Source organism: Microbacterium oxydans, assembly GCF_000956525.1.
Classification (GTDB): Bacteria; Actinomycetota; Actinomycetes; order Actinomycetales; family Microbacteriaceae; genus Microbacterium; species Microbacterium oxydans_A.
In genome coordinates, this window is sequence record NZ_JYIW01000014.1 from 1 (window position 1) to 14,354 (window position 14,354).

A 14,354-nucleotide genomic window follows, 5' to 3' on the forward strand; every position below is an offset into this window, starting at 1 on the left:
GGGGCCGCTCGGCACAGGGAGGAGCGGCAGGGAGGTCAGAGCACCTTCGAGAGGAAGTCCTTCAGGCGCTCGTTCTTCGGGGCGCCGAACAGGTCTGCCGGCGCAGCCTCCTCGACGACCACGCCGCCGTCCATGAAGACCGTGCGATCGGACACCTCGCGGGCGAAGCCCATCTCGTGCGTCACGAGCACCATCGTCATGCCGGCGGAGGCCAGGTCGCGGATGACCTGCAGCACCTCGCCGACCATCTCGGGGTCGAGCGCGCTGGTGGCCTCGTCGAACAGCATGATCTCGGGGTCCATCGCGAGCGCACGGGCGATCGCCACGCGCTGCTTCTGTCCGCCGGAGAGGGATGCCGGCTTGGCATCCGCCTTCTCCTGCAGCCCGACACGCTCGAGCAGCGACATCGCACGCTCACGCGCCTCCGTCTTCGAGAGCCGGCCGAGCTCGATCGGAGCGAGCGTGATGTTCTCGAGCACGGTCATGTGCGGGAACAGGTTGAAGTGCTGGAAGACCATACCGATGCGCTGGCGCACCTCGTCGAGCTTGACGCTCTTGTCGGTCAGGTCGACACCGTCGATGACGACCTTGCCCGAGGTGGGCTCCTCGAGCTTGTTCAGGCAGCGCAGCAGCGTCGACTTGCCGGAGCCGGAGGGTCCGATGACCGCGACGACCTCGCCGTCGTCCACCGTGAGGTCGATGCCCTTGAGTACCTGGTTGCTTCCGAACGACTTGTGCAGATCCTGCACGGCGATCTTGCTCATGCGTTGAACGTCCTCTCCAGGCGGTTCGCGAGCAGCGTCAGCAGCGTGATCACGACGAAGTAGATGATGGCGACGATCGTCAGCACCTGCGCCGACAGGTACGTCGACGCGATGATCTGACGCGAGGCGAACGTGAGCTCCGCGAGACCGATGACGCTGATCAGCGATGTGTCCTTCAGGGTGATGATGCCCTGGTTCACGAACGACGGGATCATGATCCGGAATGCCTGCGGCAGCACGACCTTCTGCATGGTCTTCCAGTGGCCGAGTCCGAGCGAGCGGGATGCCTCGGCCTGGCCGGGATCGACCGCCTGGATGCCACCACGGATGATCTCGGTCATGTACGCGCCCGTGTTGAGCGAGAGCGTGATCGCACCGGCCACGAACGGGTTGAACTGCAGGCCGGGGAACAGCTGCGGGATGGCGAAGAACACGAAGAACGCCTGCACCAGGATCGGGGTGCCGCGGAAGACGTAGACGTAGGCGGTGGCGAGCCAGCGGAACGGCAGGAACTTCGAGATGCGTCCGAAGCCGAACACGATGCCCAGGATGAAGGATGCGACGAGCGCGACGAGCGTCGCGAGGATCGTGAGCCAGAGACCGCTCATCAGCGCCGGCCAGTACTTCACCGCGACCGAGACGATGTCGGTCGGCTGCGCGCTGGTCTCGTCGGCGCTGAGGTAGGTGTCGACGATCGTGTCGTACTCGCCGGAGTCCTGGAGGTTCGCGAGCCCCTCGTTGAACATCGAGAGCAGTTCGGGGTTCATCCCCTTGTTGACCGCGAAGCCGTACTCGCCGCCGAGCTCGGGCTCACCGACGAGGCGGAAGCCCGACCCCTGCTGGATGCCGTAGGCCAGCACCGGGAAGTCCTCGAAGTAGCCGACCGCCTGGCCTGCCTTGACGGCATCCACCATGTCGGTCGTGTCGCTGTAGGGGGTGACGCGGAAGCCGTACTCGTCTTCGTGCTCCTCGGCGAACGTCTGCCCCTGCGTGCCGGTCTTGACCGCGACGGTCTTGCCGTCGAGGTCGTCGAGCGACTGGATGTCGCTCGACTCGAGCACACCGAGCTGGATGCCGCTGGTGAAGTACGGGTCGCTGAAGTCGAAGGCCTGCTTGCGCTCGTCGGTGATCGACATGCCCGCCATGACGGCGTCGACCTGGTTCGACTGCAGTGCCTGCAGGGCCGCGTCGAATCCGAGCTGACGGATCTCGACCTCGAAACCCTGATCCTTCGCGATCGCGCGGAGCAGGTCCATGTCGATGCCGACGAGCTCGCCATCGGCGTTCGTGAACTCGAACGGCGCGAAGGTCGTGTCGGTGCCGATCACGTAGGTCTCGGTCTCGGCGTTCGCCGCGGTGGCGCCGCCGAGCAGCGCGCCGATGGCGACGAAGACCGTCAACACCGTGGCCGTCGCGGTGCGACCGAGTCGGCGCAGCCTTCCGGCCGCGGAAGAGGGATTTCGGATCACGACGGATGCTCCTCGATCGGCGGTGACGACCGGACGGGCGCCGAGAAACCACCCTAGTCAACACTTGGACCCGGTCCGGAATGCCGGATGCCACCGCCGCCGGCGCCGCGCGCACCGTTCGGCTAGAGCGTGATCCAGTAGCGCCGCACCATCGGGTGGCCCATCTCGGACCTTTCGCGGACGTCCTGCAGCACGCCACCGGCGCCCTCGATCGTGCGCGCCGACCCGACGTTGTCGTCGTCGCACGTCACGAGCACGCGGTCGAGACCGATCTCACGTGCGCGGTCGAGGGCGAGAGCGAGCCCTGCGGATGCGTACCCCTGACGGCGTCGCGATACCCGGACCGCGTAGCCGATGTGCCCGCCCACCTCGCGCAGATAGTCGTTCAGCGCGTGCCGGAACGAGAGGAAGCCGACGACCTCGCCCTCGTCGACGATCCAGTACAGGTCGTTGTGGACTCGTCCCTCCGGCGGTGCGACGGTCGTGTCCGCGATCGTGATGGACTCGGCGACGAGCGCCTCGAGCGTCGCCCGGTCCGGGGTCACCGGTGCCGTGAGCCCTGATCCGTCGATGTGTCCGTCACCGAACTCGGCGACGGCGGATGCCCAGCTGTCGAAGAGGGCGGGGGTCGGGCGCACGAGTTCCGTCGTCATCACCCGATGACATCATGCGGACGCCGGACACGCAAAACGCGATCATCGGCCCCGCAGCAGCGCGGATATCGAGATGTCCTCGTCGATGCGGTGCCAGCGGATGCCTTCGCCCTCCCCGATCAAGCGCCAGTCCAGGCGCTCCGCCGCGCTCGCGTTCGCGAGCCGAGGGAACCACCCGAGAGGAACGCTGATCGTGCGACCGTCCTTGATCCGAACGTGCAGTTCCTGATCGTCGATCTCGATCCCGACGGCGAGCGCAGCATCAATGGAAGTGCTCATTCCACGCCTCCTCGATCAGTTCGCGTCGCTGCTCGACGATACGCTGCAGCAGCCGCAGCTCACGGTCTCCGAACCGCGAGCTCGCGGCAGATTCTACCGAGGCTACGCATCTCGCCCGGCGGTGGCGCCGGGCGAGATGCGATGTGCCGCGTTGCTGTGGATATCCCGGATCCACCGACGGTCTGTGCAGGACTACGCAGCCGGGGCGGCGGACGCCTCGGCCGCGGGCGCCGCCTGCTTCGGAGCTCCGCGCAGGAACAGCGAGGCGATGAGGCCGATCACGATCACACTGGCCGGCAGCAGGATGGCCTGCGACATCGCCGCCGAGAAGCCGTCGGCGACGGCCGCCGGCAGCGAGCCTCCGGAGCCGATCGAGCCTGCGGCATCGTCCATGCCAGGCAGGTTGGCTTCGAGGCGCGCCTGCATGAACGTCGCGATCGACGCGGACCCGACCACTGACCCGATGGTCCGCGTGGTGTTGTAGATGCCGGCGCCGGCACCGGCCTGGCGCATCGGGAGCATCCGGGTCGCGGTGGTCGCGAGCGGTCCCCACATGCCGGCGCTGCCGATGCCGAGGAGTGCGGACGGGAAGAGGAACATCCAGATCTCGCTGTCCATGTTCACCAGCGACGAGTACCAGAGCAGCGCGGCCGAGAAGAGGACCAGGCCCGGGATGAGGATGAGCCGCGGATCGGTGCGATCGAGGATCTTCCCCGCGAGCGGTGCGAGCACTCCCGAGAACACGGCCATCGGGATCATCAACAGTGCGGCCTGCGTCGGCGTGAGCCCGCGCGCGATCTGCAGGAAGAACATCAACGGCAGCGACATGCTCGTCACGGCGAAGCCGACCGTGGCGATCGCGATGTTCGCGCCGGAGAAGTTGCGGTCGCGGAACAGCTCGAGCGGCACGAGTGCCTCGCTCTTCGTCTTCCACTGCTGCAGGATGAAGACCGCGAGCAGGACGATGCCGGCGATGATCAGGCCCCAGACCGAGATCGGACCCCAGATGACGCCCCAGTCGTACTTCTCGCCCTCCTGCAGCCCGAAGACCACGAGGAAGATCGCGGCAGCGCTGAGCACGACGCCGAGGATGTCGAAGCGGTGCGGATGCGTCTGGAGCTTCGGAACGAGGATCCACGCCGCGACGAAGGCGATCACGCCGACGGGAAGGTTGACGAAGAAGATCCACTCCCAGCCGAGGCCGTCGACCAGCACGCCACCGAGCAGCGGGCCGACCAGGGTGGCGACGCCGGCCGTGGCACCCCAGAGGCCCATGGCGGCTCCTCGTCGGTTCGGCGGGAACGTCCGCGTGATGACGGCCATGGTCTGCGGCGTCATGAACGCCGCGCCGAGGCCCTGCACTGCACGTGCAGCGATCAGGCCCTCGAGCGAGCTCGACAGCCCGCACCAGAGCGATGCGAGCGTGAAGATCGCGAGGCCGATGAGGTAGATGTTCTTCGGTCCGAAGCGGTCACCGAGTCGTCCCGTGATCAGCAGCGGCACGGCGTAGGTGAGCAGGTACGCGCTCGTGACCCACACGACGTTGTCGAGGTTGTTCGTGTTCGGGTCGAGTGCGGCCTTGATCGCCGGATTCGCGACCGAGACGATCGTGGTGTCGACGAGGATCATGAAGAAGCCGATGACGAGCGCCCACAGGGCGGGCCATGGGCTGGCGGGGCGGTGCCCCGGTGCGAAGGTTCCCGTATCGGGTCCCGTCGCCTGGCGTGATTCGGTCATAGCTGTGCAGCCTTTCGCTGAGCGAGATAGCGGTCTGAATCGGGGAACGCCGACGGCCCCCAGGGGAGGTCGTCGCCGTCGAGTCTGGTGAGGAACGCGTCGAGCCAGCGCAGCTCGGCTTCGAGCAGCACCTCCTGGCGCTCGACCTCGACGAGCACCTGGGCCGGAACGCCCTTGGCGTACGCCTCGGCGAGTCCGTCGCGGTGCGCCGTGTGCTCCTCGACGAGCGCGGTCCGGCGGTCGCCGAGCAGCTCCACCACATCGTCGCGTTCGAGGTTGTGCGCCTCGGCGAGCGCGATGCGGAAATCGGTCGGGCGATCGACGCGGGGCAGTTCGCGCTGCACCCAGGCGATGACAGCGCTGCGTCCGGCATCCGTCAGCGTGTACGTGGTGCGCTCCGGGCGATTGCCGTCGCGGTCGATGCCCACCTCATCGATGAGTCCTGTCTTCTGGAGCCGCGACACCGTGTGATAGAGCGTGCCGTTCGTGATCGTGAGCAGTCGATCGTCGTCTCGCACGCGCAGCAGCCGCACCATCTCGTACGGGTGCATGTCGCCCTCGCGCAGCAGTGCGAGCACCATCACGCCCATCGGCGTCAGCGAATCGATCGGGTCTTTCATCACCTACTCCATCCCAACTAGTCCACGTGGACTATACGCCTGTTCCGGCATCCGATCAAGCGATCCGGCTGACGGATTCGGCCGGCCATGACGCACAGCCACGGCCGCAGCCGGATCACCGGGATAATGGGCGGGTGAGCACACCTTCAGAAGGATCAGCACAGAGCGTCCCTGGCTGGCGGCACATCTACTCGGGCAAGGTCCGCGACCTGTACGCCTCGGAGGATCCCGGCGACACCCGCATCCTCGTCGTCGCGAGCGACCGGGTCAGCGCGTTCGACTTCGTGCTCTCCCCCGGCATCCCGGAGAAGGGCGCCCTGCTCACCGCTCTCAGCCGGTGGTGGTTCGCACAGCTCGACGACGTGCCCAACCACCTCGCCGATGGCGACATCCCGGCGTTCGTCGAAGACCGCGCCATGCTCGCGCAGTCGCTCGAGATGCTGCCGATCGAGTGCGTGGTCCGTGGATACATCACGGGATCCGGCTGGGCCGAGTACCAGGAGCACGGCACCGTCTGCGGCATCCCGCTCCCCGCCGGCCTGCAGGATGGCGACCGCCTGCCCGAGCCGCTGTTCACCCCCGCCTACAAGGCGCCGATGGGCGAGCACGACGAGAACATCACCTTCGAGCAGACGGTCGAGCTCGTCGGGGCCGAGCGGGCGGCGGAGCTGCGTGCAGCCTCCCTCTCGATCTACGCCCGCGCCGCAGCGATCGCCGAGGAGCACGGCCTGATCCTCGCCGACACGAAGTTCGAGTTCGGAACCGATTCGGACGGCACGTTGCGCCTCGCCGACGAGGTGCTCACCAGTGACTCGTCACGGTACTGGGATGCCGAGGCGTGGCGCACCGGCACGACGCCGCGGGAGCGGATGGCGAGCTTCGACAAGCAGATCGTGCGCGACTGGCTCGCCGCGAACTGGGACAAGCAGGGCGAGCCGCCGCTGCTCCCCGACGACATCGTCGGGCGCACCGCCGACCGCTACCGCGAGCTGCTCGGACGCCTCGGGGTCTGAGTCCGCGGCATCCGCCCTCCTTCGGCGCGCGCCCGCCCCTGCGGCGCCCGCCCGCCCCTGCGACGTGCAGGAGGATCGGCGGGATGCAGGAGGAATCGCCACCGAACCGTCCTGCAGTCCGCCAGTTCTCCTGCACGTCGCACCGCATGGTGCGCGAGACCCCCGAGGGGCACCCAGGGAACACTCAGGAATCGGTAGGGTTGCTCCAGCACTCCCCTCTCCCTCCCCCGAACCTGAGGAGCCCGCATGCCCCCGTGGAAGCTGCATGGAAACGGCCGCACCGTCGAACCCGGCGCCGTCGTCCGCCCCGATGAGCGCCTGAACTGGCCCGCGACGATCGCGATCGGGCTCCAGCACGTCGTCGCCATGTTCGGCGCGACATTCCTCGTGCCGATCATCACCGGATTCCCCGTCGCCACCACGCTGCTCTTCAGCGGCGTCGGGACGATCCTGTTCCTGCTCGTGACCCGCAACAAGCTCCCGAGCTACCTCGGCTCATCGTTCGCGTTCATCGCCCCGGTCACCGCGGCGACCGCATCCGCGAACATGGGCACCGCCCTCGCCGGCATCGTCGCGGTCGGCGTGCTGCTGGCGATCATCGGCGTCGTCGTGCACACGGTCGGTGTCAAGTGGGTCGACCGCTTCCTGCCACCGGTCCTCGCCGGCACGATCGTCGCCCTGATCGGGTTCAACCTGGCGGGCGCTGCACACAACAACTACGCCGCGGCCCCCGTGACCGCGACCTTCACGCTCGCGATCACGATCCTCTTCGCCGTCGTGTTCCGCGGCTTCCTCGGGCGCATCTCGATCTTCCTCGGCGTCATCGCCGGATACATCTTCGCGGCGTTCCGCGGGGAGTTGAACTTCGAGGCCGTCGAGAAGGCCGATTGGGTCGGCCTCCCCACGTTCACGTTCCCGAACTTCACCGAGCCGGGGACCCTGACTGCGCTCGCGATGTTCCTCCCGGTGGTCCTGGTGCTGATCGCCGAGAACGTGGGGCATGTGCGCGGCGTCGCGACCATGACCGGCGACGGAACCGTGAATGAGCAGACGGGCAAGGCGCTGATCGCGGACGGCGTCTCGACGACGCTGGCCGGCTTCTTCGGTGGCTCCGGCACCACGACCTACGGCGAGAACATCGGCGTGATGGCCTCGACGCGCGTGTACTCCACCGCCGCGTACTGGGTGGCCGGTGCGGCGGCGATCCTGCTCAGCCTCTCCCCGAAGTTCGGTGAGGTCATCAACTCCGTGCCGGCCGGCGTGCTGGGCGGCGTGACCACTGCGCTGTACGGTCTGATCGGCGTCATCGGCATCAAGATCTGGGTCGACAACCGTGTCGACTTCTCGCGCCCGGTCAACCAGTACACGGCAGCCGTCGCGCTGATCATGTCGGTCGGCGGGTTCATGATCAAGGACGAGGCGTCCGGGTTCGAGCTCGGCGGCATCGTCATCGCGACCGTGGCAGCGATCCTGATCTACCACGTGGGCAACCTGATCGCCCGTGCCCGCAAGACCGGCGCAGACGACCCGAAGCCACTCGAGGCGGTTGGCCCGCTCGGCGGCGACCCCGCCTGATCCGAAGCGGCCGTTCGCGGCACCTCCTCCGCGGGAGGGGTCGCGAATGGCCGCTTCAGCCACGCAGCACACGGCGTGTCGTGACACCTCAGTCGATGACGGCGAGCACCCCGTCCGCTGCGACGGATGCAGTCAGCTCCGCCCTGCGCGACAGTGTGCCGGAGCGATGGGCGACGACAGACGTCTCCATCTTCATCGCGTCGAGCACCGCGACCGCATCGCCCTCGGCCACCTGGGCACCGTCGTCGACGAGCCAGCGGACGAGCGTGCCAGGCGCGGGTGAGCGCAACTCGGTCGGGTCGGCCGTCGGCGTGGCGACAGCACCTCCGCCGACCTGACCGAGGCCAGCGAGCAGCGCCGCAGGCAGACCGAGCACGACCCGACGACCGTCGATCTCCACGGGGAAGCGCTGCAGCGCGGCGTCCGATACCGCGGCCGGACGCAGCTGCGACTCCAGCTTCAGCAGCAGTGCGCTCTCGATCCACTGTGTGTGCACCGCGAAGGTGTCGGTGGCGAACGCCGGGTCGTCGATCGCGAGCCGGTCGAACGGGATCACGGTGGCCGGACCCTCGACCGAGAGCTCGCGCAGGGCCCGCCGGGCACGAACGAGCGCCGCGTCACGCGATTCGGCGTGCACGATGAGCTTGGCGATCATGGAATCGAAGGCCGGCTGCACGATGTCGCCCGCTTCGATGCCGCTGTCCCAGCGCACGCCGGGGCCGCCCGGGATGCGCAGCGTCTCGACTCGACCGGGGCTGGGGAGGAATCCGCGCCCGGGGTCTTCCGCGTTGATCCGGAACTCGAACGCGTGCCCGGCAGGCGTCGGCGTCTCGGTGAGCGACATGCCCTCGCCGAACGCGATGCGGAACTGCTCGCGCACCAGGTCGACCCCGGCGACCTCTTCGGTGACCGGATGCTCCACCTGGAGCCGCGTGTTGACCTCGAGGAACGAGATCGTGCCGTCGGCGGCGAGCAGGAACTCGACGGTGCCGGCGCCGCGATACCGCACCTCGGCGCAGATCGACCTGGCGGCCTCGTGGATCAGCGACCGCTGCTCCGACGAGAGCCCGGGCGCCGGGGCCTCTTCGATGAGCTTCTGGTTCCGACGCTGCATGGAGCAGTCGCGGTCTCCGACGACGACGATGCCGCCGTGTCCATCTCCGAGCACCTGCACCTCGATGTGCCGCGGGCTCTCGAGGAACCGCTCGACGAAGCACTCACCGCGACCGAAGGCGGCGATCGCCTCGCGTGTGGCCGCGTCGAACGCGTCTGCGACCTCGGACAGCTCGCGCACGACTTTGAGTCCTCGTCCGCCGCCACCGAACGCGGCCTTGATCGCGATCGGCAGGCCGTGCTGCTCCGCGAACGCCACGGCTTCCTCGGGCCCTGCGAGCGGTTCGTCGGTGCCGGCTGCGAGGGGTGCGCCGACGCGCTGCGCGATGCGCCGCGCGGTCATCTTGTCGCCGAGCGCGTCGATGCTCTCGGGCGACGGACCGATCCAGATGAGCCCAGCGCCCTCCACCGCTCGCGCGAACGCCGCGCTCTCCGAGAGGAATCCGTAGCCGGGATGCACGGCATCCGCCCCGGTCCGCTCGGCAGCGGCGAGCAGCGCATCGATCGACAGGTACGTCGTCGCCGCCGTGTCGCCGCCCAGTGCGACCGCCTCGTCCGCGAGCCGCACGTGCAGCGCGTCGGCATCCTGATCAGCGAAGACCGCGATCGACGCATACCCTGCTTCCGTGCAGGCGCGGATGATGCGCACTGCGATCTCGCCGCGATTCGCGATCAGCACCGTGGTCATGAGTTCTCCTTGACGATGAGACGAAGACGGACGCCGGGGGCCAGCTGACCGGCGAGGTCGAGGCTGCGATCCGTGAGCGCACCGATGATGGGGTACCCGCCGGTGAGGGGATGGTCGGGGAGGAACAGCACCGGCTGGCCGTCGGGCGGCACCTGGATCGCTCCGGTGACCGCGCCTTCGCTCGGCAGCTCCCCGCCGACCGAGCGCTCGAGCGGCACCTCGCCCTGCAGGCGGATACCGACGCGATCCGACCGGGGCGTCACGGTCCATTCCTGGCCGGTGAGCGCATCGAGCGCGGCAGCGGTGAACCAGTCGTCGCGCGGCCCGAGCGTGATCTCGAGCTCGACGACGTCACCGGGTCCTGGAAGGTCGCGAACCACGGCACCGGGCTCGACCGGCTGGGTCGCGGCGACTCCGACGGGGATGACGGCGCCGGCCGCGAGTGCGTCCGGTCCGAGCCCGGCGAGGGTGTCGCCCGCTCGGCTGCCCAGCGCCGGCTCGGCGTCGAATCCACCACGCACGGCGATCACGTATCGCAGCCCGCGCTCGGGATGACCGAGGGCGAGCTCATCGCCCTCGACCGTGGCGAACGGTTCGCCGTGCGCGACGGAGCGAACCGTGCCGTCTGCCTCGGTCAGACTGAGCGAACCGAGTGCGCCGGCGACCGCCGCGACCCCCGCGCCACGGAACCGCAGCACGGCTCCGCCGACGCTCTCGAGCACGGCGGCGGACGGCGCGTTGCCGACGGCACGGTTCGCATCGCGCATCGCCTGCCGGTCGGCGGCGCCGGATGCCGAGACGCCGAGCGCCGCGTAGCCGGGGCGCCCCGCGTCCTGCACGAGCAGCTGCAGCGAGGTGCGGACGACCTCGACAGCAGCATCCGCGTCACCCGACCCCGTGGAGGTGCGTGCAGCGTCGGCACGACCGGACCGCGGTCGCTCGGCTCCGCTCCCGCCCAGCCGTGCCCTCGCACGCACCTGCTCGAATCGCACGGTCGCACCGGGCGCGAGCAGGGCGGGTGGGTCGCGGTCGATGTCCCACATCACGGCATCCGTGTGGCCGATGAGCTGCCATCCGCCGGGGCTCTCGCGGGGATAGACCCCGGTGAACGGTCCGGCCAGCGCGACCGATCCGGCCGGCACACGGGTTCGCGGCGAGGAACGACGCGGCACGTCGAACAGCGGGTCACCGCTCACGACGTAGCCGAACCCAGGCGCGAAGCCGGAGAACGCGACCCGCCAATCGGCTGCGAGATGCCGGTGCACGAGCTCATCCGCCGAGACGCCGAGCAGCGCTGCGGCCTCGTCGAGGTCTTCGCCGTCGTAGTGCACCGGCACCACGGCGGCACCGGCGCGCGGCAGCTCGCCGCCGCCCACCTCGGTTGCGGCGAGCACGCCGGCGAGATCAGCCGCCGAGACTCGGAGCGGATCGAAGCGCACGAGCACGGTCCGAGCGCCGGGGATGCGCTCGACGACGCCGGGAAGGCCGTCCCACGCGAGGTTCAACCGCATGGCTTCATCGAGATCGGCTGCTTCGACGAGCAGGGCACGATCGGATGCCGTGAGGATTCGCATCAGATCAGGTACTCCGCATCCGGCACATCGGTGATGAACATGTAGCCGGGCGCATGCGTCACGGCGAACGGCGGCTTCGACGCCATGATCGCAGCCTGCGGGGTGACACCGCACGCCCAGAACACCGGTACCTCGCCGTCGCGGACCTCGGGGGCGTCGCCGAAGTCGGGCGTCGCCAGGTCGAGGATGCCGAGCGACGCCGGGTCGCCGATGTGGACCGGCGCGCCGTGCACGGCTGGCGTGCGGCCTGAGATCTGCACGGCGTCGGCCACGCGTGCGGCGGGGATCGGACGCATCGACACCACCATCTCGCCGCTGAGCCGTCCCGCCGGCACGCACTGCACCGAGGTGCGATACATCGGCACGTTGCGGCCGAGCTCCTGGTGCCGGATCGGGACGCCTGCCTGCACGAGACCGGTCTCGAAGGTGAAGCTGCAGCCGATGAGGAACGACACGAGGTCGGGATGCTCTGCCCATGCCGCGCTGGCATCGTCGACCTCGTCGGTCAGTTCACCGTCGCGCCAGATGCGGTAGCGACCGATGTCGGTGCGGATATCGCTGCCCGGCGCGAGGCGCGACTCCACCTGCCCGGATTCGATCACCTCGAGCACCGGGCAGGGCTTCGGGTTCCGCTGCGTGAACAGCAGCGTCTCGAACGCCCAGTCTGCGGGCACGGCGATGAGGTTCGCCTGGGTCAGACCGGCCGCGATCCCGCTGGTCGGCTCCGCATGCCCTGCGCGATGCGCTGCGCGGGCCGCACGCGCTGCGGCGAGCTGATCGATCGTGGCGAGCACCGTCATGTCACACCCGCACGAACGGAGCGATCGTGATGCCCTCAGCCTGCAGCATCCGTCGGGTCTCCGCGGCCATCGCGACGGATCCGGGGCTGTCGCCGTGCACGCAGATCGACTGCGCGTCCACCGGCACGTCCGTGCCGTCGATCGCACGGATCACGCCGTCGGCGGCGAGCCGCACCATGCGCTCGGCGACTGCGGCCGGATCGTGCAGCACCGACCCGGGTTCGGCCCGCGACACGAGCTGCCCATCCGGCTGGTAGGCGCGATCCGCGAAGGCCTCGGCCGCGACCGTCAGGCCCGCCCGCTCGGCCACGTCGAGCACGACACCGCCGGCGAGCCCGAGCAGCACGAGGCTCGGATCGATCGCCCTGATCGCCGCCACGACGTCCTTCGACTGCCGCTCGTCGCGGGCGATCGTGTTGTACAGGGCTCCGTGCGGCTTCACGTACGCGACCCGCCCGCCGACCGCGGCGGCGAGTCCGATGAGCGCACCGAGCTGGTACTCGACGTGCGCCTGCAGCGTGGCGGAGTCGATGTCGACCGCGGTGCGTCCGAAGTTCTCGTAGTCGCGGTACCCGGGGTGCGCACCGATCACGACGCCGCCCTGCACCGCTGCGGCGAGCGTGTCACGGATACCCTCCGGGCTGCCCGCATGGAAGCCGCACGACACGTTCGCGCTCGTGACGAGACGCAGCATGCTCTCGTCGTCGCTCACGATCCGGTCGGCGACGTTCTCGCCGAGGTCCGAGTTCAGGTCGATCGACGCCATGCGATCACGCTCCGATTCCGAGGAAGGCGAAGATGGGTCCGATCGAGACCGCACCCATGTACCAGGTCAGCGCGGTCACGAGCGTGCCGGCGATGAGCAGCCACATCGGGTACTTCTTCGAGCCAAGGAGGTCGCGGCGGAACCATCCGATGTACATGAACACCGTGAGTCCGATCGGCAGGATCAGCCCGTTGAACCCGCCGACGAAGACGAGGATCGCAGCGGGCGCCGTGCCGATCGACAGGTACACGATGAGCGAGACGACGATGAAGGCGACGGTCGCGAGCTGCAGCGGCCAGCCACCGGCGAGCTTCTTCGTGTAGGTGGAGAGGAAGGTCGCCGAGGTGTACGCCGCACCGATGACCGAGCTGATCGCGGCGGCCCAGAAGATGGCGCCGAAGATGCGGAGACCTGCATCGCCGAGGACGGCGCCGAAGGCCTGGCCCGCGGGGTTCGCGCCCTGACCGGAGAGGTCGAGCGTGACACCGGAGGCGACGACGCCGAGGATGGCGAGGAACAGCACGTAGCGCATGACACCGGTGACGAGGATGCCGTTCGCCGCAGCGCGCATCACTGGGCCCGCCTGCTCTGGGCCGGTGTGTCCCGAGTCGAGGTAGCGGTGCGCACCGGAGTACGTGATGTATCCGCCGACGGTTCCGCCGACGATCGTCGTGATCGTGGCGAAGTTCAGCTCGTCGGGCACGAAGGTCTGACGCAGCGCCTCGCCGATCGGAGGCTGGGCGATGACCGCCACCACCACGGTCATCACGATCATGCCCACACCGAGCACGACCAGGACGACGTCCATGACCGGACCAGCCTTCTTCACCAGGAAGATGATGATCGCGAGCGCTGCGGTGAGGATGCCGCCGATCTTGGGGTCGATGCCGAGGAGCGCGTTGAGCCCGAGGCCACCACCGGCGATGTTGCCGATGTTGAAGGCCAGGCCGCCGATCACCACGAGCAGCGCGATCAGGTGACCGGAGAATGGGATGGCGCTGTTGGCGAGTTCGCCGGCACGCTTGCCGGATGAGGTGATCATGCGCCACACGTTCAGCTGCACCGCGATGTCGACGAGGATCGAGATGAGGATCGCGAACGCGAACGCCGCTCCCATCGTCGCCGTGAACGTGGCGGTCTGCGTGATGAAGCCTGGGCCGATGGCGCTGGTGGCCATGAGGAAGATCGCACCGATGACGGCGCTGCGCCCTGCGCGCTTCTTGACGGCAGCGAGGCGGACTTCGTCCTCCGGGGAGAGGGAGGTGGGTGACTGCTCGGTCATGCGGGGGGTTCCCATCGTCGT

Annotated in this window: 13 protein-coding genes; 2 read left to right on the plus strand and 11 right to left on the minus strand. The window is 68.8% G+C overall.

From position 1 onward, the window contains the following. Positions 1-35: 35 nt before the first annotated feature. The 6 genes from RS83_RS01145 to RS83_RS01170 all read right to left on the minus strand — a co-directional run bounded on the left by RS83_RS01145 (position 36) and on the right by RS83_RS01170 (position 5,522). Entirely contained in the window at positions 36-764 is a 729-nt protein-coding gene (locus RS83_RS01145; protein WP_045277671.1) for an amino acid ABC transporter ATP-binding protein, read from the minus strand. After that, positions 761-2,233 carry an amino acid ABC transporter substrate-binding protein/permease gene (locus RS83_RS01150; RefSeq protein WP_082071462.1) on the minus strand — a complete coding sequence of 491 codons (1,473 nt, stop codon included), beginning with the start codon at positions 2,231-2,233 and terminating at the stop codon, positions 761-763. The genes RS83_RS01145 and RS83_RS01150 overlap by 4 nt, the downstream gene beginning before the upstream one ends. A 122-nt stretch (positions 2,234-2,355) precedes the next feature. After that, positions 2,356-2,886, minus strand: coding sequence for a GNAT family N-acetyltransferase (locus tag RS83_RS01155; protein WP_045277672.1), 531 nt, complete (start codon positions 2,884-2,886; stop codon positions 2,356-2,358). A gap of 42 nt (positions 2,887-2,928) precedes the next feature. Beyond that, positions 2,929-3,165 (minus strand): DUF2442 domain-containing protein, encoded by a 237-nt coding sequence (locus RS83_RS01160; protein WP_045277673.1) that lies wholly within the window; start codon positions 3,163-3,165, stop codon positions 2,929-2,931. A gap of 192 nt (positions 3,166-3,357) precedes the next feature. Next, on the minus strand, positions 3,358-4,902 hold the full coding sequence (locus tag RS83_RS01165) for a DHA2 family efflux MFS transporter permease subunit (protein WP_045277674.1): 1,545 nt from the start codon (positions 4,900-4,902) through the stop codon (positions 3,358-3,360). Further along, positions 4,899-5,522: a PadR family transcriptional regulator gene (locus RS83_RS01170; protein WP_045277675.1), complete on the minus strand. Its 624-nt coding sequence runs from the start codon at positions 5,520-5,522 to the stop codon at positions 4,899-4,901. The genes RS83_RS01165 and RS83_RS01170 overlap by 4 nt, the downstream gene beginning before the upstream one ends. A gap of 134 nt (positions 5,523-5,656) precedes the next feature. Between RS83_RS01170 and RS83_RS01175 the strand changes: the two genes are divergently transcribed. Both RS83_RS01175 and RS83_RS01180 read left to right on the plus strand, forming a co-directional pair. Further along, on the plus strand, positions 5,657-6,535 hold the full coding sequence (locus tag RS83_RS01175) for a phosphoribosylaminoimidazolesuccinocarboxamide synthase (RefSeq protein WP_045277676.1): 879 nt from the start codon (positions 5,657-5,659) through the stop codon (positions 6,533-6,535). A gap of 246 nt (positions 6,536-6,781) precedes the next feature. Next, positions 6,782-8,110, plus strand: a complete 1,329-nt coding sequence (locus tag RS83_RS01180) for a uracil-xanthine permease family protein (RefSeq protein WP_045277677.1) — start codon at positions 6,782-6,784, stop codon at positions 8,108-8,110. 88 nt (positions 8,111-8,198) lie between these two features. Here RS83_RS01180 and RS83_RS01185 read toward each other — a convergent pair whose 3' ends face one another. From RS83_RS01185 to RS83_RS01205, 5 genes are read right to left on the minus strand one after another with little or no spacing between them, the layout of a single operon-like run. Further along, entirely contained in the window at positions 8,199-9,911 is a 1,713-nt protein-coding gene (locus tag RS83_RS01185) for an acetyl/propionyl/methylcrotonyl-CoA carboxylase subunit alpha (protein WP_045277678.1), read from the minus strand. After that, a complete protein-coding gene (locus RS83_RS01190; RefSeq protein WP_045277679.1) occupies positions 9,908-11,485 on the minus strand; it encodes an urea amidolyase family protein in 1,578 nt (525 codons plus the stop codon). The genes RS83_RS01185 and RS83_RS01190 overlap by 4 nt, the downstream gene beginning before the upstream one ends. Then, the gene (locus tag RS83_RS01195) at positions 11,485-12,285 is read right to left on the minus strand and encodes a putative hydro-lyase (RefSeq protein ID WP_045277680.1); all 801 of its coding nucleotides are present in this window, start codon (positions 12,283-12,285) and stop codon (positions 11,485-11,487) included. The genes RS83_RS01190 and RS83_RS01195 overlap by 1 nt, the downstream gene beginning before the upstream one ends. 1 nt (position 12,286) lies before the next feature. Next, a complete protein-coding gene (locus tag RS83_RS01200; RefSeq protein WP_045277681.1) occupies positions 12,287-13,051 on the minus strand; it encodes a LamB/YcsF family protein in 765 nt (254 codons plus the stop codon). A 4-nt stretch (positions 13,052-13,055) separates the two neighbouring features. Then, positions 13,056-14,333, minus strand: coding sequence for an NRAMP family divalent metal transporter (locus tag RS83_RS01205; protein WP_045277682.1), 1,278 nt, complete (start codon positions 14,331-14,333; stop codon positions 13,056-13,058). Positions 14,334-14,354 lie beyond the last annotated feature (21 nt).